The 22,704-nt window shown below is 72.2% G+C and carries 15 protein-coding genes and 1 pseudogene; 9 read left to right on the top strand and 7 right to left on the bottom strand.

The annotated features are described in order from the left end of the window. Positions 1-4 precede the first annotated feature (4 nt). Together FB563_RS24495 and FB563_RS45235 are read right to left on the bottom strand one after the other, a co-directional pair. Positions 5-1,123: an ADP-ribosylglycohydrolase family protein gene (locus FB563_RS24495; RefSeq protein WP_063797130.1), complete on the bottom strand. Its 1,119-nt coding sequence runs from the start codon at positions 1,121-1,123 to the stop codon at positions 5-7. 712 nt (positions 1,124-1,835) lie between these two features. Next, a pseudogene (locus FB563_RS45235) lies at positions 1,836-2,826 on the bottom strand (ADP-ribosylglycohydrolase family protein); the annotation flags it as partial. Between the two features lie 261 nt (positions 2,827-3,087). On the opposite strand from FB563_RS45235, the gene FB563_RS24505 reads away from it, so the two are divergent. The 3 genes from FB563_RS24505 (at position 3,088) to FB563_RS24515 (ending at position 10,367) form a co-directional block, all read left to right on the top strand. Beyond that, positions 3,088-3,819, top strand: a complete 732-nt coding sequence (locus FB563_RS24505) for a VIT1/CCC1 transporter family protein (protein WP_055705279.1) — start codon at positions 3,088-3,090, stop codon at positions 3,817-3,819. Positions 3,820-4,315: 496 nt separating this feature from the next. Next, the gene (gene gltB, locus FB563_RS24510) at positions 4,316-8,911 is read left to right on the top strand and encodes a glutamate synthase large subunit (RefSeq protein ID WP_199832767.1); all 4,596 of its coding nucleotides are present in this window, start codon (positions 4,316-4,318) and stop codon (positions 8,909-8,911) included. After that, positions 8,904-10,367 (top strand): glutamate synthase subunit beta, encoded by a 1,464-nt coding sequence (locus FB563_RS24515; RefSeq protein ID WP_055705277.1) that lies wholly within the window; start codon positions 8,904-8,906, stop codon positions 10,365-10,367. The genes gltB and FB563_RS24515 overlap by 8 nt, the downstream gene beginning before the upstream one ends. 111 nt (positions 10,368-10,478) lie before the next feature. Here the strand turns inward: FB563_RS24515 and FB563_RS24520 are convergent, their stop codons facing one another. Together FB563_RS24520 and FB563_RS24525 are read right to left on the bottom strand one after the other, a co-directional pair. Continuing rightward, positions 10,479-11,156 (bottom strand): hypothetical protein, encoded by a 678-nt coding sequence (locus FB563_RS24520; RefSeq protein ID WP_055705276.1) that lies wholly within the window; start codon positions 11,154-11,156, stop codon positions 10,479-10,481. Positions 11,157-11,212: 56 nt separating this feature from the next. After that, on the bottom strand, positions 11,213-12,079 hold the full coding sequence (locus tag FB563_RS24525) for a rhomboid family intramembrane serine protease (RefSeq protein ID WP_055705275.1): 867 nt from the start codon (positions 12,077-12,079) through the stop codon (positions 11,213-11,215). A 136-nt stretch (positions 12,080-12,215) separates the two neighbouring features. On the opposite strand from FB563_RS24525, the gene FB563_RS24530 reads away from it, so the two are divergent. Together FB563_RS24530 and FB563_RS24535 are read left to right on the top strand one after the other, a co-directional pair. Continuing rightward, positions 12,216-12,941: a VWA domain-containing protein gene (locus FB563_RS24530; RefSeq protein ID WP_055705274.1), complete on the top strand. Its 726-nt coding sequence runs from the start codon at positions 12,216-12,218 to the stop codon at positions 12,939-12,941. A 23-nt stretch (positions 12,942-12,964) separates the two neighbouring features. Further along, positions 12,965-13,576 carry a TetR/AcrR family transcriptional regulator gene (locus FB563_RS24535; RefSeq protein ID WP_055705273.1) on the top strand — a complete coding sequence of 204 codons (612 nt, stop codon included), beginning with the start codon at positions 12,965-12,967 and terminating at the stop codon, positions 13,574-13,576. Positions 13,577-13,588: 12 nt separating this feature from the next. Here the strand turns inward: FB563_RS24535 and FB563_RS24540 are convergent, their stop codons facing one another. After that, on the bottom strand, positions 13,589-14,071 hold the full coding sequence (locus FB563_RS24540; protein ID WP_055705272.1) for a MarR family winged helix-turn-helix transcriptional regulator: 483 nt from the start codon (positions 14,069-14,071) through the stop codon (positions 13,589-13,591). A gap of 111 nt (positions 14,072-14,182) precedes the next feature. Between FB563_RS24540 and FB563_RS24545 the strand changes: the two genes are divergently transcribed. Beyond that, a complete protein-coding gene (locus FB563_RS24545; RefSeq protein ID WP_055705271.1) occupies positions 14,183-15,622 on the top strand; it encodes an MFS transporter in 1,440 nt (479 codons plus the stop codon). Between the two features lie 186 nt (positions 15,623-15,808). Here the strand turns inward: FB563_RS24545 and FB563_RS24550 are convergent, their stop codons facing one another. Both FB563_RS24550 and FB563_RS24555 read right to left on the bottom strand, forming a co-directional pair. Then, the gene (locus tag FB563_RS24550) at positions 15,809-16,690 is read right to left on the bottom strand and encodes a hypothetical protein (protein ID WP_142218906.1); all 882 of its coding nucleotides are present in this window, start codon (positions 16,688-16,690) and stop codon (positions 15,809-15,811) included. A 58-nt stretch (positions 16,691-16,748) separates the two neighbouring features. Continuing rightward, positions 16,749-18,506, bottom strand: a complete 1,758-nt coding sequence (locus tag FB563_RS24555; protein WP_055708367.1) for a glycoside hydrolase family 35 protein — start codon at positions 18,504-18,506, stop codon at positions 16,749-16,751. A 100-nt stretch (positions 18,507-18,606) separates the two neighbouring features. Here FB563_RS24555 and FB563_RS24560 point away from each other — a divergent pair, with 100 nt between their 5' ends. The 3 genes from FB563_RS24560 to pepN all read left to right on the top strand — a co-directional run bounded on the left by FB563_RS24560 (position 18,607) and on the right by pepN (position 22,603). Continuing rightward, positions 18,607-19,524 carry a helix-turn-helix domain-containing protein gene (locus tag FB563_RS24560; RefSeq protein WP_142218907.1) on the top strand — a complete coding sequence of 306 codons (918 nt, stop codon included), beginning with the start codon at positions 18,607-18,609 and terminating at the stop codon, positions 19,522-19,524. Between the two features lie 5 nt (positions 19,525-19,529). Next, positions 19,530-19,877 carry a chorismate mutase gene (locus FB563_RS24565; RefSeq protein ID WP_142218908.1) on the top strand — a complete coding sequence of 116 codons (348 nt, stop codon included), beginning with the start codon at positions 19,530-19,532 and terminating at the stop codon, positions 19,875-19,877. Positions 19,878-20,074: 197 nt separating this feature from the next. Continuing rightward, a complete protein-coding gene (gene pepN, locus FB563_RS24570) occupies positions 20,075-22,603 on the top strand; it encodes an aminopeptidase N (RefSeq protein WP_167528509.1) in 2,529 nt (842 codons plus the stop codon). Positions 22,604-22,704: the final 101 nt, after the last annotated feature.

Here is a 22,704-nt window from a genome sequence, read left to right on the forward strand (position 1 = left end):
CGAATCATCCTCCTGGGTGGGCCGGTTGCGCGGCTTCCAGGAGTCCGGCGAGTTCCACCAGGTCGGTGCCGGTGAGGCGGGGCAGGGCGCAGCCGGACAGGGTGCGGCAGGCGTCCCGCCAGGTCCGCGGGACGGCCGCGCCGCCGCCGAGGGCTCCGGTGAGGGCGCCCGCGAGCGCGGGGGCGGAGTCGGCGACCCGGGACAGGCACGCGGCGGCGGGCACGGCCTCGGCGATACGGCCGCCGGCCGCGGTGGCCAGGGCGAGGGCGACCGGCACGGTCTCCGCGGCGGCGATGCCGTAGCTGTAGACGTGGTCGACGATCTGGTGCTCGAGGAGCGGGACGAGGGCGAAGGCGGAGTCGCTGTCCTCGGCGAGGGCGAGCGCGTGGCGGGCGTTGCGGCCGATCTCGGTGTGGGGCGGGAGTTCGGCGAGCGCGGCGGTCACACACGCGTCCGTGCCGGCGTCGGCGAGGGCGAGCGAGAGGGCTGCGGCCATGGCTCGGGCGCCGTGCACGCCGTCGCCGTCCTGGGTGTAGCGGGCGTCGAACTCGGCGAGGGAGGCGGCGCGTTCGGGGTCGCCGGGGTGGGCGACGGCGAGCACGCAGGCGCGGACGCAGGCGGCGTCGTCGAAGTAGTGCGGGTTGTCGTGGCCGGTGGCGGGCGGGCGCAGACCGGCGGCGAGGTTGCCGAGGCCGGCGCGGACGGAGATGCGGGCGCGCAGGGGGAGCACGGCGGACTCGACCTCGGGGGCGCGGTCCGCCGCGGCGGCGACTTCCGCGGCCACGGCGGTCCAGGTGAGGTCGATGGCGGCGCGGGTACGGCGCTCCCGGCTGAGGTCGCCGAGGGCGGCGTCGTCGCCGGCCCGCAGCACCGCCTCCGCGGCGAAGGCAGCCCACTCGGCGTCGTCGGAGGGGCCGAGGCGGAGGGGTTCGGGCGGTTGGTTGAGGGCGATCGGCACGGGAAGTGTGGTGGTCGCGTTGTGCTCGGCGAACGTGTCCAGTTCCCGGGTCAGCCGGCGGGTCCACTCCGGCATGCGGGCGGCTCGGTGCCGGGCGGCGGGCCAGCCGGCGGCGTCGCCTGCGGCGAGGCCCAGCAACAGGCCCTCGATCCGGCGGGGTTTCACGGCCGGCCCTCCCTGTCCGCCCCGACCAGGGGGCTCCGCCCCCTGGACCCCCGCTCGCCCACCCGCCCACCCGACTCGGTCGGCCGAGAGGCGGACGACAGGGGTGGGGATGGTTCGGGTGGTCGGAAGGCCGGCCCGACCTGGGTGACGGTGGCCGGGCGGGTTGGGCGGATGGACGGAACAGGGCCGGGGCGTTCGGGCGGCTGGGGGGTGGTGGGGAGATGTGGGGGTTTCTCGGTCGGCCGGGAGGCGGGTGAGAGGGGTGGGGGTGACTCGGCGAGTTGGGACGCCGATGCGACCTGGGTGGGGGTGGCTCGGTGGGCTGGGGAGGTGGAGGGAACAGAGGCGGGGCGCTCGGTTGGCTGGGAGGTGGGCGAGAGGGGTGGGGAGGTCGGCGAGATTGGGGTGGAGGTGGCGGGGCGGGGTGCTTGGGAGGTCGGCGGAACAGGTGCGGGGCGCTCGGTTGGCCGGCCGGTGGGCGGTGGGGATGTGAGTGAGAGCGGTGGCCGTGGTTCGACAGATGGGGAGCTCGGCGAGAATGGGGTCGGGGTGGCTTGGTGGGGTGTCTGGGAGGTCGGCGGAACAGGTGCGGGGCGCTCGGTTGGTCGGGAGGTGGGCGCGAGGGGTGGGCGGGGCCCGGTGGGGTGCGAAGTGGGGGGCAGGGGTGGGCGGGGCTCGGTGGGGTGGGGGGTCGGTGGGATGGTCGTGGGGCCGGGGACCAGGAGGTCCGCCACCTCCAGGACGTGGCGGCCCGCCATGGAGGGCAGGCAGCGGCCGTGGACCGGGCCGATCGCCGCTGACCAGTGGGCCGGAATCGCCGCGCTGCCCTGGGTCGCGCCCGCCAGGGCGCCGGCCACGGCCGCCGTGGTGTCGGCGTCGCGGCCCATGTTGACGGCGGTGAGGACCGCCTCCGCGAAGTCGCCGTCGGCCGCCGCGTACGCGCCGAAGGCGAGGGCGACCGCCTCGGGGGCCAGGTCGGTCCAGGGGTAGCCGCCGATGACGACCGCGGAACGGACCGCCCGTTCGCCGAGGTGGGACACGGCCACCGCGCGGCGCAGGGAACGTGCCGTCCACGAGTCCTCGGGGATGACCGCGAGGGCGGAGGCGATCACCACCGCGACCGGGGCGCCCGTCATCGCCGCGGCCACCCCCGCCGCGACGGCCTGGCCGCCGTAGATCCCCTCGCCCTCGTGGCTGACCGAACCGTCGATCGCCACCAGGCGGGCCGCTTCGGCGGGGCGGCCGGCGGCGAAGACGCCGAAGGGGGCCGCCCGCATGGCCAGGCCGTCGCTCCAGGCGTGCCGGTGCTGGGCCGAGATGGGGGCGGCCAGGCCCCGGCGCAGGTTCTCCAGCGTGCCGCGTTCGCTGAACCCCGCGCCGCGGAAGGGGCCCTCGGCGCGGTCGGCGATCCACTCGTGCCAGGCCGCCTCCACATGGGCCGGAGTCAGCGCCGAGCCGTGCCGGGCGAGCAACAGCCCCGAGAAGATCGCGTACTCGGTGTCGTCCGTACCGCACGGCCGCTCCGTCACGTAGCCCGTGATACGGCCCCAGCGGGCGCGGATCTCGGACGGCTTGAGGTTCTCCGCGGGCGCCCCCAGCGCGTCCCCGACGGCCAGGCCGAGCAGCGCGCCGCGGGCCCGGTCGCGCAGCCCGGCGGCGTCGTCGGGCGCCGGAACCGGGGGAGTGCAGGCGATCGATGCCATGGGCGGCCTCCTTCAGCGGGACCACGGGACGCTTTGCGGATGTGTGCCACCACGCGCGGCCGCGAGAGCCCCGGCAGGGTCCGAGTCACCCACTTGGCAACTGAGCAAGATCATGCACGGATGAGCAAATCCGGGTAAAGGCGCAGGTTAGCCCAGCCTTTCCTTGCTGGCGGCGAGGGGGGAATGGGCGTAGGTTCGGTGGCGTCGAAAAGTAGAACTCGTCCAAAGTTAGCTTTGGCTAAGCTATCCCGGGGGGCCCGCATGGCCATCATCGAAACCCAGGCCGCGCTCCACGAAGCGCACCGCGACAACCACACCCACCGCGATGTCAACGGAGGGTGGCTGCGGCCCGCCGTCTTCGGTGCCATGGACGGACTCGTGTCCAACCTCGCCCTGATGACCGGTGTGGCCGGCGGGTCCGTGAGCCAGCAGACCATTGTCATCACCGGGCTCGCGGGACTGGCGGCGGGTGCCTTCTCCATGGCGGCCGGTGAGTACACCTCGGTCGCCTCCCAGCGGGAGCTGGTCGAGGCCGAGCTCGACGTCGAGCGCCGCGAGCTGCGCAAGCACCCGCAGGACGAGGAGGACGAGCTCGCCGCGCTGTACGTCGCCCGGGGCGTGGAGCCGGACCTGGCCCGCGAGGTCGCGCGGCAGCTGTCCAGGGATCCCGAGCAGGCTCTGGAGATCCACGCCCGCGAGGAACTGGGCATCGACCCCGGTGATCTGCCCTCGCCGCTGGTCGCCGCCGTCTCCTCCTTCGGGTCCTTCGCCCTCGGCGCCCTGCTGCCCGTGCTGCCGTTCCTGCTCGGCGCGACCGCCTTGTGGCCCACCGTGCTGCTCGCCCTCGCCGGTCTCTTCGGCTGCGGTGCCGTGGTGGCCAAGGTGACCGCGCGGAGCTGGTGGTACAGCGGTCTGAGGCAGCTCGCGCTGGGCGGTGCGGCGGCCGGTGTGACGTACGCCCTGGGCACCCTGTTCGGAACGGCCGTAGGATAGCGACGCCGGTACTTATGCGTTGGGCCGTATAAGTAGCCAGGAAAGCCCGTTACTCGCTGGTTTCGACCGCGTGACCACCGGGCATGAGCCGTAAGCGCTGTGGGCAATGACGCCTGTGGCACCCCGCGGGGTGAGTGACGACGCTCCCCCCGCCTCCCATAGGGCCGCCGGATGCCGATCCGACCGATCGGGTCCGTTCGGTCCCCTTCACACGTTCGCCGCGACCGTGCGGCGCCCCGGCCGTCACGCGCGGCCCCGCCGTGCGCCGTGCGGCACTCGCCGCCCCCGTGCGGCAATCGCCGCCCTGCGCGGCACCCCGCCGCCCCCGTGCGGCACCCGCGCCACGGACCCCGTGGCGTCCGCATGTTGGAACGGTCTATCCGCTTCCCGGGAACCGCCCCATCATGTAACCTGCACGAAATTTTGAGATCACGCAGAGGGCCAACGTCGTCCCTCGGCACCTGCCACATGCCTGATGACGACGACGGGAGAGCCGATGCGTACGCCGCGCCAGCCGTCCCAGCACTCCGCGAATGGCCAGAACTGGTCCTTCATGGATGCTCGCCCTGCTGCGCAGGGTATGTACGACCCCCGCAACGAGCACGACGCCTGCGGCGTCGGTTTCGTCGCCACCCTCACCGGCGAGGCGTCCCACACCCTGGTGGAGCAGGCACTCACCGTGCTGCGCAACCTCGAACACCGCGGCGCCACCGGCTCCGAGCCCGACTCGGGCGACGGTGCCGGCATCCTCTCCCAGGTGCCGGACGCCTTCTTCCGCGAGGTGGCCGGATTCGACCTTCCCGCGGCCGGCTCCTACGCGGTAGGCATCGCCTTCCTGCCGGAGGAGGGGACCGCCGACGCCGTCTCGAAGATCGAGACGATCGCGACCGAGGAAGGGCTGACCGTCCTCGGCTGGCGCGAGGTTCCCGTCGCCCCCGAGCTGCTGGGCGCCACGGCCCGCTCCACCATGCCGGTCTTCCGGCAGGTCTTCGTGACCGACGGCGCCAGCGAGGGCATCGCGCTGGACCGCAAGGCGTTCGTGCTGCGCAAGCGCGCCGAGCGCGAGGTCGGTGTCTACTTCCCGTCGCTCTCCGCGCGCACGATCGTGTACAAGGGCATGCTGACCACCGGCCAGCTGGAGCCCTTCTTCCCGGACCTGTCCGACCGCCGGTTCGCGTCGGCCGTCGCGCTGGTGCACTCCCGGTTCTCCACGAACACCTTCCCGTCGTGGCCGCTCGCCCACCCCTACCGCTTCGTCGCGCACAACGGTGAGATCAACACCGTCAAGGGCAACCGGAACTGGATGCGTGCCCGCGAGTCCCAGCTGGTGTCCGACCTGTTCGGCCCCCAGGAGAAGCTGGACCGCATCTTCCCGGTCTGTACGCCGGACGCCTCCGACTCCGCCTCCTTCGACGAGGTGCTGGAGCTGCTGCACCTCGGTGGCCGTTCCCTGCCGCACTCCGTGCTGATGATGATCCCGGAGGCGTGGGAGAACCACGACTCCATGGACCCGGCCCGGCGCGCCTTCTACCAGTTCCACTCCACGATGATGGAGCCCTGGGACGGCCCCGCCTGTGTCACCTTCACCGACGGCACCCAGGTCGGCGCCGTACTCGACCGCAACGGCCTGCGCCCGGGCCGCTACTGGGTCACCGACGACGGTCTCGTCGTCCTCGGCTCCGAGGTCGGCGTCCTGGACATCGACCCGGCCAAGGTCGTCCGCAAGGGCCGGCTGCAGCCCGGCAGGATGTTCCTCGTCGACACCGCCGAGCACCGCATCATCGAGGACGACGAGATCAAGGCGTCCCTCGCGGGCGAGAAGCCGTACGCCGAGTGGCTGGAGGCCGGCGAGATCGAGCTGGGCGACCTGCCCGAGCGCGAGCACATCGTCCACACCCACGCCTCGGTCACCCGCCGCCAGCAGACCTTCGGCTACACCGAGGAAGAGCTGCGCGTCATCCTCGCGCCGATGGCCCGCGCCGGCGCCGAGCCGATCGGGTCCATGGGCACGGACAGCCCGATCGCCGCGCTCTCCGAGCGCCCGCGGCTGCTCTTCGACTACTTCACCCAGCTGTTCGCGCAGGTCACCAACCCGCCGCTGGACGCCATCCGCGAGGAGCTGGTCACCTCCCTGCGCTCGTCGCTGGGCCCCGAGGGCAACCTGCTGGAGCCGACGGCCGCCTCCTGCCGCTCGGTCACCCTGCCCTTCCCGGTGATCGACAACGACGAGCTGGCCAAGCTCATCCACATCAACGCCGACGGCGACATGCCCGGCTTCAAGGCCGCGACCCTGTCCGGCCTGTACCGGGTCTCCGGCGGTGGTGACGCCCTCGCCGCGCGCATCGAGGAGATCTGCGCCGAGGCCGACGCCGCCATCGAGAACGGCGCCCGTCTGATCGTCCTGTCGGACCGCCACTCGGACGCCGAGCACGCGCCGATCCCGTCGCTGCTGCTCACCGCGGCCGTCCACCACCACCTCATCCGCACCAAGCAGCGCACCCAGGTGGGCCTGCTGGTCGAGGCCGGTGACGTCCGCGAGGTCCACCACGTCGCCCTGCTGATCGGTTACGGCGCCGCCGCCGTCAACCCGTACCTGGCGATGGAGTCCGTCGAGGACCTGCTGCGCGCCGGCACCTTCCTCAATGGCCTGGAGCCCGAGAAGGCCATCAAGAACCTGATCTACGCCCTCGGCAAGGGCGTCCTGAAGGTCATGTCCAAGATGGGCATCTCCACCGTCGCCTCCTACCGCGGCGCCCAGGTCTTCGAGGCCGTCGGCCTGGACGAGGCCTTCGTGGAGAAGTACTTCAACGGCACCGCCACCAAGATCGGCGGCGTCGGCATCGACGTCATCGCCAAGGAGGTCGCCGCCCGCCACGCCAAGGCCTACCCGGCCTCCGGCATCGCTCCGGCGCACCGCGCGCTGGAGATCGGCGGCGAGTACCAGTGGCGCCGTGAGGGCGAGCCGCACCTGTTCGACCCGGAGACGGTCTTCCGCCTGCAGCACTCCACGCGCACGGGCCGGTACGACATCTTCAAGAAGTACACGTCCCGTGTGAACGAGCAGTCCGAGCGCCTGATGACGCTGCGCGGCCTGTTCGGCTTCAAGTCCGGCCGCGCCCCGATCTCCATCGACGAGGTGGAGCCGGCGAGCGAGATCGTCAAGCGGTTCTCGACGGGCGCCATGTCGTACGGCTCCATCTCCAAGGAGGCGCACGAGACCCTCGCCATCGCCATGAACCAGCTGGGCGGCAAGTCCAACACCGGTGAGGGCGGCGAGGACCCGGAGCGCCTGTACGACCCGGCGCGCCGCTCGGCGATCAAGCAGGTCGCCTCCGGCCGCTTCGGCGTCACCTCCGAGTACCTGGTCAACGCGGACGACATCCAGATCAAGATGGCCCAGGGCGCCAAGCCCGGCGAGGGCGGCCAGCTGCCCGGCCACAAGGTCTACCCGTGGGTCGCGAAGACCCGTCACTCGACGCCGGGTGTCGGTCTGATCTCGCCGCCGCCGCACCACGACATCTACTCCATCGAGGACCTGGCCCAGCTGATCCACGACCTGAAGAACGCGAACCCGCAGGCGCGGATTCACGTCAAGCTGGTCTCGGAGGTCGGCGTCGGCACGGTCGCCGCGGGTGTCTCCAAGGCGCACGCGGACGTGGTGCTGATCTCCGGCCACGACGGCGGTACGGGTGCCTCCCCGCTGACGTCGCTGAAGCACGCCGGTGGTCCCTGGGAGCTCGGTCTCGCCGAGACCCAGCAGACGCTGCTGCTCAACGGCCTGCGCGACCGGATCGTCGTGCAGACCGACGGCCAGCTGAAGACCGGCCGTGACGTCGTCATCGCCGCGCTGCTCGGCGCCGAGGAGTTCGGTTTCGCCACCGCGCCGCTCGTCGTCTCCGGCTGCGTGATGATGCGCGTCTGCCACCTGGACACCTGCCCGGTCGGCATCGCCACCCAGAACCCGGCCCTGCGCGACCGCTTCGCCGGCAAGGCCGAGTACGTGGTGAACTTCTTCCAGTTCATCGCCGAGGAGGTCCGCGAGCTGCTGGCCGAGCTGGGCTTCCGCTCCATCGAGGAGGCCGTCGGCCACGCCGAGGTGCTGGACGTCGAGCGCGCCGTCGACCACTGGAAGGCGCAGGGCCTGGACCTGGAGCCGCTGTTCCACGTGCCCGAGCTGCCCGAGGGCGCGGTGCGCCACCAGGTGGTCGAGCAGGACCACGGCCTGGAGAAGGCGCTGGACAACGAGCTGATCAAGCTCGCCGCCGACGCCCTGGCCGCGAACGACGCCACCGAGGCGCAGCCGGTGCGCGCCCAGGTCGCCATCCGCAACATCAACCGCACGGTCGGCACCATGCTCGGCCACGAGGTGACCAAGAAGTTCGGCGGCGCGGGCCTGCCCGACGACACCATCGACATCACCTTCACCGGCTCCGCCGGCCAGTCCTTCGGCGCGTTCCTGCCGCGCGGTGTCACGCTGCGCCTGGAGGGCGACGCCAACGACTACGTCGGCAAGGGCCTCTCGGGTGGCCGGGTCGTCGTCCGCCCGGACCGTGCGGCCGACCACCTCGCCGAGTACTCGACCATCGCGGGCAACACCATCGCCTACGGCGCCACCGGCGGCGAGCTGTTCCTGCGCGGCCGTACCGGTGAGCGGTTCTGCGTCCGCAACTCCGGCGCGCTGGTCGTCTCCGAGGGCGTGGGCGACCACGGCTGCGAGTACATGACCGGCGGTCACGCGGTCGTCCTCGGCCCGACCGGCCGCAACTTCGCGGCGGGCATGTCCGGCGGCATCGCCTACGTCATCGACCTCGACCGCGACAACGTCAACGTCGGCAACGTCGAGTCGGTGGAGGCGCTGGACGACACGGACAAGCAGTGGCTGCACGACGTGGTGCGCCGCCACGCCGAGGAGACCGGCTCGACGGTCGCCGAGAAGCTGCTCGCCGACTGGGACGCGGCCGTGGAGCGGTTCAGCAAGATCATTCCCAGCACGTACAAGGCAGTGCTCGCCGCCAAGGACGCCGCCGAGCGAGCCGGTCTGACCGAGACCGAGATCACCGAGAAGATGATGGAGGCGGCGATCAATGGCTGACCCGAAGGGCTTCCTGAACCACGGCCGCGAGGTCGCCAAGACCCGCCCCGTCGCCGAGCGGGTCAAGGACTGGAACGAGGTCTACGTCCCCGGCTCCCTGCTGCCGATCATCAGCAAGCAGGCCAGCCGGTGCATGGACTGCGGCATCCCGTTCTGCCACAACGGCTGTCCGCTGGGGAACCTGATCCCCGAGTGGAACGACTACGCCTACCGCGAGGACTGGGCGGCCGCCCAGGAGCGCCTGCACGCGACCAACAACTTCCCGGAGTTCACCGGTCGCCTCTGCCCGGCCCCCTGTGAGTCGGCGTGCGTGCTCGGCATCAACCAGCCGCCGGTCACCATCAAGAACGTCGAGGTCTCGATCATCGACAAGGCCTGGGAGACCGGGGACGTCGCCCCGCAGATCCCCGAGCGCCTCTCCGGCAAGACGGTCGCGGTCATCGGCTCCGGCCCGGCGGGTCTCGCCGCCGCCCAGCAGCTGACCCGGGCCGGCCACACCGTCGCCGTCTACGAGCGCGCGGACCGCATCGGAGGCCTCCTGCGGTACGGCATCCCCGAGTTCAAGATGGAGAAGCGGCACATCAACCGCCGTATCGAGCAGATGCGCGCGGAGGGCACCCGCTTCCGCACCGGCATCGAGATCGGCCGCGACCTCAAGGCGACCGACCTGAAGAAGCGGTACGACGCGATCGTGATCGCCGCCGGCGCCACGACCGCCCGTGACCTGCCGGTGCCGGGCCGTGAGCTCAAGGGCATCCACCAGGCCATGGAGTACCTGCCCCTGGCGAACAAGGTCCAGGAGGGCGACTACGTCACCCCGCCGATCTCGGCCGAGGGCAAGCACGTCGTCGTGATCGGCGGCGGTGACACCGGCGCGGACTGCGTGGGCACCGCCCACCGGCAGGGCGCGGCCTCCGTCACCCAGCTGGAGATCATGCCCCGCCCGAACGACGAGCGGCACCCGGTCAACCAGCCCTGGCCGACCTTCCCGATGCTCTACAAGGTCACCAGCGCGCACGAGGAGGGCGGTGAGCGGGTCTACTCCGTCTCCACCACCCACTTCGAGGGCGACGAGGACGGCAACGTGCAGTGGCTGCACCTCACCGAGGTGGAGTTCGTCGACGGCAAGCTGACCTCCAAGCCGGGCACCGAGCGCAAGATCCCGGCCCAGCTGGTCACCCTCGCCATGGGCTTCACCGGCACCGACCGGGAGAACGGCCTGGTCGAGCAGTTCGGCCTGGACCTCGACGAACGCGGTAACATCGCCCGCGACGCCGACTTCCAGACCAACGTGCCGGGTGTGTTCGTCGCCGGTGACGCCGGCCGCGGCCAGTCCCTCATCGTGTGGGCGATCGCGGAGGGCCGCTCGGCCGCCCGCGGAGTCGACCGCTTCCTGACCGGTGCCAGCGACCTGCCGGCCCCGATCCGCCCGACGGACCGCGCCCTGGCGGTCTGACGGCACCCCTGAAGACGTCCCGTACAACGGCGTACGGAACACTGACGGCGCCTGCCCAACTGTCCCCGACCGGACGCCGGGCAGGCGTCGTTGCATGTCCGGATGCGGGCGCTACTCGTACCAGACACCAGCGAGCGGCCCGCGCTCCGTGACGGCCCGCACCCCGGACGGCAGGACCGCCCTGTCCAGATCACCGCGGATGTGCTGATAGAGCGAGGGTGTGGGCAGGCCGGTGGTCTGGATCCAGCCACGGCCGTGCACATGGCCGGCCGCGATCAGCTCCTCCGTCTGCCCCGCCGGGGCCAGGTCCTTGTGGTACAGCTGACCGATCGTCTGGTCGTCGTCGGCGTAGGCGAACCGTGCCGCGTAGGCGTACCGGTCGGCGTTCAGCCAGACGTAGAGCACGACGGGCTTGTCCAGCACCGTACGGAACCACCGCGCCGACCGGTCGGCCAGTTCCTCGACGGTGCCGGTGGCCTCCAGACCCCAGCCGGAGGGACGGTCGGTCAGGGTGAACATCTGGTTGTGCAGACGGTCACCGCGGACCCGGTCGCCGTAGAAGTGCACGCCGACGTCGATCAGATGCCGGCGCGCCCCGGGGTCGCCGAAGGACAGGCAGGCGACCAGCGAGTCCCAGCCGTCCGACCGGAAGATGTCTCCGTCGACACGGGCCTCGGCCCAGCCGGCGGTGCGCTCCCGCAGCGCGGCCGCGAAGGCGCGCTCCTCGTCGGTGAACTCGAACTCTTCGTCGTCCTCCGGTTCGATGACGAACCACGGGTGCTCAGGCATGGCCGGAAGCGTACGGTCGGCCCCGCGGGCCGGACACCTGGTTTTCCCGTGCCGGCTCAGGCCGTCAGCGACGTCACCTTCATCCAGGTCAGGACCAGCAGCAGCGCGAGCACCGCCACGCACACGCCCGCCTGGATCGGCGTGCGCCGGCCGTCCCGGGGCGCGTAGGCGTAGGCCAGCGTCACCACTCCGCCCGCGAGCAGGCCGCCGAGATGGGCCTGCCAGGAGGTCAGCCATGCGGAGATCACCAGCCAGGCCAGCAGCCCGCCCATGTACTGGTTGACCGCCCGCATGTCGTAGCCGAGGCGACGCCCCATCACGTAGTAGGCCGCGCCCAGACCGAAGATCGCGCCGGACGCGCCGACCGTGAACGACGTGGGGGCGAGCAGCAGCACCAGCACCGAGCCGCCCAGCGCCGACAGCAGATACAGCGCGAGGTAGCGGGCGCGGCCGAGCTGCGCCTCGACCACCCGGCCGAGGTTCCACAGCGCGAGCATGTTGAACAGGACGTGCGTGATGCCGAACGTCCCCTCGCCGGGCGTCAGATGCAGGAAGGCGCCGGTCAGCAGTCGGTACCACTCGCCGTGGGCGACACCCTCCGGGAGGTATCCCGCGGGCACGGTGCCGAGCATGGCGAACCGGTCCTCGACCGACGGCCGCGCCAACTCGGCCAGGTAGGCGAGCAGGTTGAGCCCGATGAGGAGGTAGGTCACCAGCCGTACCGCGCTGACCCGGCCGCCGAACGCCGTGCGCGCCCGGCGGACCGACCGCGCGCCCTCCTTCACGCACTCCACGCACTGGTGGCCGACGGCCGCCTCGCGCATGCAGTCCGGGCAGATGTAGCGGTCGCAGCGTGTGCAGCGGACGTGGGACTCCACCTTGGGATGACGAAAGCAGGTGGTCACGGCGGACTCGGCGGTCACGGCCGGCTCCTCGGGGGAAGGTCGGGTCGGGGTGAGCCGGTGGGGACGGCGGCGAACAAAATAGCGAACTGGTGTGACGTGAGCGACAACAGGGCCCGGTGTTCACATAAGCTGCCCGGAAAGCCGAGGGGGGACCATGGCCGCGATCAGTCTCAGCAAGGTGGCGGAGACCGCGCCCGCGCTCGTCGGCGCGTACCGGTCGGCGGGAGTGTCGCTCACCAAGCACGGGCTCGACGGACTGCGCGCCGCCGTCTACCTGGTGGTCGACCACTCGGGCTCGATGAAGCCGTACTACCGGGACGGCAGCGTGCAGACGCTCGCCGACCGGGTGCTGGGCCTGTCCGCGCACCTGGACGACGACGGCCGGGTGCCGGTGGTGTTCTTCTCCACCGACGTCGACGCGGTCACCGACATCGCCCTCGACCGCCACGAGGGCAGTGTGGAGCGGATCGTGGCCGGGCTCGGGCACATGGGAAAGACCAGCTATCACCTGGCGATGGACGCGGTCATCGACCACTACCTGGACAGCGGCGCCACCGATCCCGCCCTGGTCGTCTTCCAGACCGACGGCGGCCCGGTCGACAAGCTCGCCGCCGAACGCTATCTGTGCAAGGCGGCGGGGCTTCCGCTGTTCTGGCAGTTCGTCGGCTTCGGCGACCCGGGCAGCCGGCAGTTCGAGTTCCTGCGCAAGCTGGACGAGCTGGCCGTGCCGGACAAGCGGATCGTGGACAACGCCGGCTTCTTCCACGCCGGCCAGGACCCCCGGCGTCTCTCCGACGCCGAGCTGTACGACCGGCTCGTGGCCGAGTTCCCGCGCTGGCTGGCGGCCGCACGCGCCGCCGGCGTCGTCCGGATTCCCTAACAGGTGTTTGAAACAATGGGTGGGTGCCGACCAAGAAGAAGCCCCAGGTGACCGCGGCGGCGGCCCGGCGCGGCGAACTCCTCCGCACCGCCGCCGAGGTCTTCGCCGAGCACGGCTACAACGCCACCACCGTCCGCAGGATCGCCGACCACGCCGGGATGCTCGCGGGCAGCCTGTACTACCACTTCGACTCCAAGGAGTCGATGCTCGAGGAGATCCTGCGGACCTTCCTCGACGAGCTGTGGGACGGCTACGACACCGTCCTCGCCTCCGGGCTCGGGCCCCGCGAGACGCTCCAGGCGCTGGTCACCGAGTCCTTCCGGGAGATCGACCGGCACCGCGCCGCCGTCGCGATCTACCAGAAGGAGAGCAGGCAGCTCGTCGCCCAGGAGCGGTTCGCCTTCCTCGCCGAGTCGCAGACGCGGTTCGAGAAGGCCTGGCTCGGTACGCTGGAGCGCGGGGTCGCCGAGCACGTCTTCCGCGCCGACCTCGATGTCCGCCTCACCTACCGGTTCGTGCGCGACACCGTCTGGGTCGCCGCCTCCTGGTACCGGCCCGGCGGCGGGCACAGCCCCGAGGAGATCGCCCGCCAGTATCTGTCGATGGTGCTGGACGGGATCGCCGTACGCGCCTAGATCCCCGTACGGTCAGCCCGTCAGGCGGGCCGCGGCGGCGCGCTGGCGCTCGCTCATGACGGACAGGAACCGGATGACGGTCCGCAGCTCGTCGGTGCTGAACTCCTCGCAGGCCTCGACGACGTCCCGCGCCCAGTCCTCGAAGAACCCCGCCAGCTCGGCGATCTTCTCCTCGTTCAGCTCGACCAGCACCCGGCGCTTGTCGGTCGGGTGCTTGACCCTGCGGACGAAGCCCTTGGTCTCCAGCCGGTCCAGCAGCCCGGTGACGGAGGCGGGCGCCAGTCCGGTCAGCTCGGCGAGGTCCTTCGCGGTGAGCGGGCCGTGTCGCTGGAGGAGGTCGAGGGTCTTCTCCTCCGTCGCGTTCAGCCCCTGCCTGGCGGCGACCGCGGAGTGGAACATGACCGTCACCCCGCTGTGTACCCGCCCCACCTCCATGAGCTGCCGCAACGCCTCGGACCGCGCCGGCTCGTCCGGCCTCTCGTCTGCCTTGGTCATGTCCCCAGACTAACAAAAATTTCGTTCGGACGAACTAACGACTTGCCAAGGCTGGCGTGCGGGTGCAACTCTTTCGTTAGGTCGAACGAAAGAAATCTGGAGGGGACCTTCATGTCCGCAACGCTCACCGAACCCGCCCCCACCACGGCGGAACCGCATCCGCGCCGCTGGGCCGCCGCCGTCGTGATGATGATCGCGGCGCTCATGGACCTGCTGGACGGCACGATCGTCAACGTGGCCGTGCCGTCCATCAGCCGTGATCTGCACGCCTCGGCGAGCGACCTGCAGTGGGTCGTCTCCGCCTATCTGCTGGGCTTCGCCGCCGCCCTGATCGTCTCCGGCCACCTCGGCGACCGCATCGGCCGCCGCCCGCTCTTCCTCACCGGCACGGCCGGGTTCGGACTGACCAGTCTGGCCTGCGGGATCGCCCAGTCGCCGGGGCAGCTGATCGCCGCCCGGGCGGTCCAGGGCGTCCTCGCCGCCGTGCTGGTGCCGCAGGTGATCGGCTCGTTCCGCACCCTCTTCACGGGCAAGGAGCGCGGGGCCGCCTTCGGGATGTACGGCGCCGTCGCCGGGTTCGCCTCCGCCGTCGGGCTGCTGCTCGGCGGGGTGCTCACGGACGCCGACCTGTTCGGCTGGGGCTGGCGCTCGGTCTTCCTGGTGAACGTGCCGGTGGCCGTGGCGACCTTCGTCGGCGGGCTGCTGCTGGTCCCGGCCACGCGGGAGCGGTCGGCGGGCCGGCCGGACGTCCTGGGCAGCCTGCTGCTGGCCGGCGGCCTGGTCGCGATCGTGCTGCCCCTGGTGCAGGGCCGGGAGAACGGCTGGCCGCTGTGGGGCTGGATCTGCCTCGGGGCGGGTGTCGTGACCGTGGCGGCGCTCGGGGTGTACGAGGCCCGGCGGCACCGGCCCGGGACGGTGCCCCTGCTGCCCGCCCGCGCCTTCCGGCTCCCCGCGTTCTCCCTCGGCGTGCTCGTGCAACTGCTGTTCTCCGTCGGCATGCAGGGCTTCTTCCTGGTCTTCGCCGTCTGGCTGCAGGCCGGTGAGCGGTACACGCCGATGCAGGCCGGGCTGGTGACGGTCGCGTTCTCGGCCGGCGGTTTCCTCACCGCGCCCGCCGCGGACGGGCTCGCCGTGCGGTACGGGCGGCTGGTGCTCGGCGCCGGGGCGCTGCTGATGGCGGGCGGCTTCGGCTGGGTCGGGGCGGTGGTCGACGGGGCGCCGGCCGTGCACACGGGGGCGTGGCCGCTGGTGCCGGGGCTGCTGATCGCCGGGGCCGGCCTGGGATTCCTGGTGGTGCCGCTGGTGAACGTGGTGCTGTCGGCGGTGCCGGGGGAGTTGGCCGGCGGCGCGTCCGGGATCTTCTCGACAGCGCAGCAGTTCGGGGGAGCGCTGGGCGCCGGCGTGGTCGGCACGGTGTTCTTCGGGGCCGTCGGGAAGGGGATGACCGGGGCGCTGACCGATGCGATGCCGTGGGTGGTCGGGGCGTTCGTGGTGTGCGCGGGGTTGTGCGCGGCGCTTCCTCGGCGGGGGTCGGCCGAGCAGCTCGGCTGACGCCCCGGGCCACCCGGGGGCTCCGCCCCCGGACCCCCGGCCTTCGCCCACCCACCACCCGACCCGGTCGGCTGGAAAGCGAGGTCCAAGGAACTCGCCCTTGCCTCGCCTCTCAGCCGACCGAATCGGGTGGGCGGTTGGGCGAACGGGGGTCTGGGGGCGGAGCCCCCGGGCGGTGCCGTTGCTCTACGTGTCGCACTCCAGCACCGTCCGGCAAAGACCGCACCGCGCCCGTACCCGCCCCTTCACCGGCACCCTGATCCGCTGCTGGCAGGTGGGGCAGGGAAAGGTCACGCGGAGGTGGCCGGCGGGGTCGGGGGAGAAGGCGTAAGGGACCGTCGGCTGGACACCGGAGGCGTGCCGGCGGTCGTGGGCGTACCGCCGCCGCCCCGCCCACCCGGCCCCGGTCAGCGGCGGCTGCTGCTCGTCCCGGCGGGCCACGGCCAGCCCCTTGACGTACGCGTCGTAGGCCTGCGGGCTGGTGAACCACACCGAGGGGTCCTCGTGGAAGAGCAGTGCCCGCTTGGCCAGGACGTAACCGAACTCCTCCGGGGTGAGATAACCCAGCTTCTGGGACGAGACGCCGTCCTCGCGGAAGGCGTCCAGCAGCAGCCAGCCCGCGCCGAGATACGTCGTCACCGTGTCCGTGAGGATCTCGTTCTCCGCCGTGCTGGGGAAGGAGAGGTCCAGGCGGTGCAGGTACACGTGCGCCACCTCGTGCGCGAGCGCCGCGCCGATGTCCCGGCGGTGGGTGCGGAAACGGTCGTTCAGCTCCACGAAGTACTCGGGACCCGCCGCCAGTTCGACGTTCGCCGCATGGGTCATCTCCCGGAAGCCGACGATCAGCCGCGCGTCCGGCAGCCGGAAGTGCCGCACGATCTCGCGGGCCACCCGCTGCGCGCCCAGATGCAGGTCGTCGGTGTCGCAGAAGGCCACGTCGGCGGGGGCCAGGCTGATCGAGAAGGTCTGGACGGTGTCGTAGGACAGCCGCCTGTACAGCGCGGTGATGGCGGCCCGCACCGTCTCCAGGTGCGGGTAGCCGTGCTGGACCGGTCCGCCGTTCGCCACGTCCGCACCCCCAAAGACGCCGGAACTCCTCTCCACTGTAGGCGCGGCGGGCACCCGGTCACACGGGCAGGAGACGGGGCGCCGGCCGGTCCTGGCCGGTCTCCTGCAGCTCCAGTACCCACACCTCGTTCTCGCCCTCGCGCAGCACCGGGCCGGGCACGTACAGGGACCGCTGGGGGCCCACCGACCAGTAGCGGCCCAGGTTGAAGCCGTTGATCCAGACGAACCCGCGCGTCCAGCCGGGCAGCTCCAGCCGGGCGTCCCCGGCCCCGCGGACCGTGACGCCGGCCCGGTACAGGCCCGGGGCGCCCTCCTCGGGCAGCGCGCCGAACCGCACCGCGTCCACGCCGTCGTCGAACGCGCACAGATCCAGTCCACGCGCGCGTACCCCGTGCAGAAACTGCCGCTCGTGCAGGATGCCGCCGGTGATCCCCTTCCCCTCGCCGAAGCGCGGACCGTAGTTCACCCGCCCGAGGGACTCCACCCACACCTCCACGCGCGCGGGGCCCGCGACGGGCTCCTTCAGCCGGGGCTCCTCCTCGGTGAGCACCCCGGCCCGCACGCCGTCGACGTACACCACCGCGAGGTCCCGCAGCCCGCGCAGGGTCAGCGGGTACGGCCGCCGGGGGCCGGGCACGTCCACCTCGTAACGCACCAGCCCCCGGGTGACGCGCAGTTCCTCGAAGGTGGCCGGCGCCGGGGCGGCTCTCTCCTCGCCGCCCAGTGTCTCCAGGACGTCACCCAGGGACACCCATCCGCCGAGCGTCACCTCGGCCGGGCCGCCCAACGGCGCGGGCCGGGGCGGCGGTTCGGGCAGCGGCCCGCAGTGGTACGCGGCCAGTACCTCGCGGAAGCGCCAGAACTTCTCCGTGGGGCGGCCGTACTCGTCCACGGGGGCGTCGTAGTCGTAGGAGGTCACGTCCGGTTCCAGCGGGCCCTCGTGCAGCTCGCCGCCGCCCCGGTTGGCGCCCGCCCAGCCACCGAGACTCGTGCCGCCGTGCGCCATGTAGAGGTTCACCGACGCCCCGCACTCCAGGATCTCCCGCAGCGCCCCGGCGGCCTCCTCCGGGTCCCGTACGACATGTTCGCCGGCCCAGTGGTCGAACCAGCCGCACCAGAACTCCATGCACATCAGCGGGCCCTCGGGGCGATGGCGGCGCAGCGTCTCGAAGGCCACGCGCGCGTGGGAGCCGAAATTCACCGTGGCGAGCACTCCGGGCAGCGAACCGCCGGTCAGCATGTGGTCCTCGGGGCCGTCCGAGGTGCACAGCGGGACCGTGATGCCTTCGGCGCGCAACAGACCGGCCAGGTGCTCCAGATGGCCGGTGTCGCTGCCGTAGCTGCCGTACTCGTTCTCGACCTGCACCAGGATCACCGGGCCGCCGTGGTCGATCTGCCGGGGCACGATCTCGGGCATCAGGTGGTGGAACCAGTGCTCCACATGGGACAGATAGCGCTCGTCTCGCGTGCGTACGCGCGTGCCCGGCTCGCCCGTCACCCAGGGCGGCAGCCCGCCGTTCTCCCACTCGGCGCAGATGTAGGGGCCCGGCCGCACGATCGCCCACAGCCCGGCCTCCCCGACCGCGTCCAGGAACCGGCCGACCGCCCGCACGTCCCGGTGGCCGCCCGGGACGGGCTGGTGCAGGTTCCAGGGGACGTACGTCTCCACGCAGTTCAGGCCCATCGCCCGCAGCATCGCCAGCCGGTGCCGCCAGTGCCCCTCGTGCACCCGGAAGTAGTGCAGCGCCCCGGACAGCAGCCGCAGGGGCCGCCCGTCCAGCAGGAAGTCGGATTCCCCCACCGTGAACTCGCTCATGCGGCCCAGCCTCACCCCTTTCCGGCGATGAGCGCCATGGACGAAGATCGTCGCTGCTTGGACAAAAGTCCGCCCGACCGCACGCCCGGGAGGAGCGCCGGTGTACCAGACCTGGATGCGGTTCTTCAGCCCCGGCCCCGCCCACCACCGCCTCGGACTGGTCTGTCTGGGCGTCGGTCTCCAGCACGGCGCCCTGCCGACGGTCGGCCCGCGCGCCCTCGACCACCACGTGGCCGTCGTGATCAGCTCCGGCCGCGGCTGGTACCGGGGCGCCGACGGCCGCCGTACGACCGTCACCGCGCCCGCGCTGCTCTGGCTCACCCCCGGCGTGACCCACCACTACGCGCCCGATCCGGACACCGGCTGGGACGAGGGCTTCGTCGACTTCGCCGGGCCCGCCACCCCGACGTACACCGAGCTCGGCTACATCGAACCCGAGCGGCCCGTCGTCCCGCTCTCCGACGCCGCCGGGCCCCGCGCGGTGGTCGCCCGCATCGCCCGCGCCGCCCGCCGCGGCAACCCGCTGCTGGAGGTGGAGACCGGTGCCGCCGTGCACGAGCTTCTCGTCGCCCTGCGCCGCGCCCGCGCCGATCTCGCGCCGGACGGCGACCAGGTGCTCCAGGCGCTCGCGCGGGCCGCGTGCACGCCGATGAGCGTCGCCGACCACGCGCGCGTGCACGGCATGACGCCCGCGGAGCTGCGCAGCGCCGTACGCCGGGCCGCCGGCTGCAGCCCCAAGGACTATCTGCTCGGGATCCGCCTCGCCCGCGCCAAGGAACTCCTCGCCGCCACCGAACTGCCCGTCGCCGCCGTGGCCCGCCGCGTCGGCTACGACGATCCCGCGTACTTCTCCCGGCTGTTCACCCGCCGGGTGGGACTCGCCCCGGTCCGCTTCCGCGCCCAGCAGGGCCGCAGCGTGCCCGGCGGCTGGAGCGACCGCGTCCCGGACCCGGACGATCCGCCGATGATCCACTCTCCGGACAGCCCTGAGAAGCGGCCCGCGGAACCCATAGGGTGACGTGCATGACCACCAGCAACACCGGAACCGGTGACGTGGACCCCGAGGTCCGCCAGGAACTGGCGCGGCTGCGCGACAGCATCGACAACATCGACGCGGCCGTCGTCCACCTGCTCGCCGAGCGGTTCAAGGCCACCCAGCAGGTCGGCCGGCTCAAGGCGGTGCACCAGCTGCCGCCCGCCGACCCGGCCCGCGAGGCCCGCCAGATCGCGCGGCTGCGCCGCCTCGCCGAGAACGCCAAGCTCGACCCGGCCTTCGCCGAGAAGTTCCTCAACTTCATCATCGCCGAGGTCATCCGGCACCACGAGCGCATCGCCGAGGACACCGCCAACGGACAGCAGACGGACGGCTGACCGCACGCCGGCAGCGGTACGCCGGGGGTTGGGGCCGGGGCCGGGGGCCGCGGACGGAAGCGGGGGTCCGGGAGTGGACGGAAACGGTCGGGAGTGAGCGGGGATCCTTCAGAACCGGGCGCATGGCAAGCCGGACATAAGCCGTGAACCCGTCCACCCCCTGTGCGCTGTCAGTGCGATCAGGCAGCATGGCCTGCATGTCCGTACTCACGCGCGATGAAGCGCAGCTCCGAGCACAGCTCCTCGACGTCCACCGCTACACGGTCGAGCTGGACCTCACGACCGGGGACGAGACCTTCGACTCCCGCACCGTGATCCGGTTCACCGCGCGGTCCGCCGGGGACACGTTCGTGGAGCTGAAGCCCGCCGAGTTGCGCGCCGTCACGCTCGACGGGGAGCACCTCGACCCCGAGTCGCTCGCCGACGGCCGGCTGCCGCTGAAGAACCTCGGTGCCGGGGAGCACGAGCTGCGCGTCGACGCGGCCATGCGCTACTCCCACACCGGCGAGGGCATGCACCGCTTCACCGACCCGAGCGACGGCGAGACGTACGTCTACACGCAGATGTTCATGGACGACGTCCAGCGTGTCCTCGCCGCCTTCGACCAGCCCGACCTGAAGGCCGTCTTCGAGGTCTCCGTCCAGGCTCCCGAGGGCTGGACCGTGCTCGCCAACGGCATCACCGAGCACAAGGGCGGCGGCCTCTGGCAGGCCGCGCCCACCCCCCTGATCTCCACCTACCTGGTCGCCGTCGCCGCCGGCCCCTGGCACTCGGTGCGCACCGAGCACCGCGGGCTGCCCTTCGGCATCCACTGCCGCCGCTCCCTCGCGCCCCACCTGGAGGCCGACGCCGAGGAGATCCTCGACGTCACGCGCGCGTGCTTCGACCGCTACCACGAGAAGTTCGAGGAGCCGTACCCCTTCGACTCCTACGACCAGGCCTTCGTCCCCGAGTTCAACGCGGGCGCCATGGAGAACCCGGGCCTGGTCACCTTCCGCGACGACTTCGTCTACCGCTCCGCCGTCACCGACACCGAGCGGCAGACCCGCGCCATGGTCATCGCGCACGAGATGGCCCACATGTGGTTCGGTGACCTCGTCACCCTCAAGTGGTGGGACGACATCTGGCTGAACGAGTCCTTCGCCGAGTACATGGGCTACCAGACCACCGCCGAGGCCACCCGCTTCAGCGGCCCCTGGACCGAGTTCGGCGTCACCCGCAAGGCCTGGGGCTACGACGCCGACCAGCGGCCCACCACCCACCCGGTCGCCCCCGAGAACGTCGACGACACGGCCTCCGCACTGCTCAACTTCGACGGCATCTCCTACGCCAAGGGCGCCTCCGCCCTGCGCCAGCTCGCCGCCTGGCTCGGCGAGAAGGACTTCCTCGCCGGCATCAACACCCACTTCGCCCGCCACAGGTTCGGCAACGCCACCCTCGCCGACTTCATCGACTCCCTCGCCTCCGCCACCGAACGCGACGTGCCCGCCTGGGCCGACAGCTGGCTGCGCACCACCGGCGTGGACAAGCTCACCCCCCTCCTCGCCCCCGCCGACGGCGCCTGCACCCTGACCGTCGACCGCACGGGCAGGCGCCCGCACCGCCTCACCGCCGGGCTGTACGACCACGACGTCGCCGACGAGGGCCGGCTGGTGCTGCGCGAGCGCCTCGACCTCGACGTCCCGCTGAGCGCCCCGCACCCCATCGGCAAGCGCCCCGCCCTGCTCGTGCTCAACGACGGCGACCTCACCTACGCCAAGGTCCGCTTCGACCCCGGATCCTTCCAGGCCGTCCGCGCCGGGCTGTCGGGCCTGCCCGACCCGCTCACCCGCGCGGTCGTCTGGAACGCCCTCAGGGACGCCGTACGCGACGGTGAACTCCCGCCCGCCGGCTACCTGGAGACGGCCCGCGCCCACCTCCCGCGCGAGACCGACCTCGCCCTGGTCCAGGGTGTCCTCGCCTTCGCCTCCGGTCAGATCGCCGACCAGTACCTGACGCCCGAGGACCGCCCGGCCGCCCTGTCGACCCTCACCGCCCTCTGCCGCGACCTCCTGCGCCGCACCGAGGACGGCGACAATCCGGGCCTGCGCCTGATCGCCGTACGCCATCTGATCTCCGCTGCCGCCCACCCCGACACCATCGCCGCCTGGCTCGCCGACGGCACGGTGCCCGGCGGGCCGGAGCTCGACCCCGAGCTGCGCTGGCGCATTCTCGGCCGGCTCGCCGCGCTCGGCGCCACCGACGAGGCCGCCATCGCCGCCGAGCTGGAGCGCGACCCGAGCGCCACCGGCCAGGAGGGCGCCGCCCGCTGCCGTGCCGCCCTGCCCGACCCGGAGGCCAAGCGGACGGCCTGGGAGGCCATGTTCGCCGGCGACGAGCTGTCCAACTACCTCTTCACGGCCACCGCCCAGGGCTTCTGGCAGCCCGAACAGGCCGAGCTGGTACGGCAGTACGTGCCGCGCTTCTACACGGACGCCGTCGCCGTCAGTGCCCGGCGCGGCCCCGCCATAGCGGTCGCCGCCGGCCGCTGGGCCTTCCCGGCCCATGCCGTCGACACCGAGAACCTGCGGCTGGGCGAGGCCTGTCTGCAAGGCGCCGACCCCACCCCGGCCCTGCGCCGTACCCTCGCCGACCGCCTCGACGACCTGGCCCGCGCCCTGCGGGTGCGCGGCGAGCAGGCACAGGAGGCGGCCGAGGCGCAGTCGGCGGAGGCGGAGGCGGAGTAGGTCCGGCGGCCTAGGGCGCGGCTGGTCCCTGCCGACGATGCGCCGGTGCGGACGGCCTTCCTAGGCTCGGGCTGTCAGGAACGACCAGTCCGATCCTTCGG

Origin of the sequence: Streptomyces puniciscabiei (genome assembly GCF_006715785.1) — a bacterium.
GTDB classification, from domain to species: Bacteria; Actinomycetota; Actinomycetes; order Streptomycetales; family Streptomycetaceae; genus Streptomyces; species Streptomyces puniciscabiei.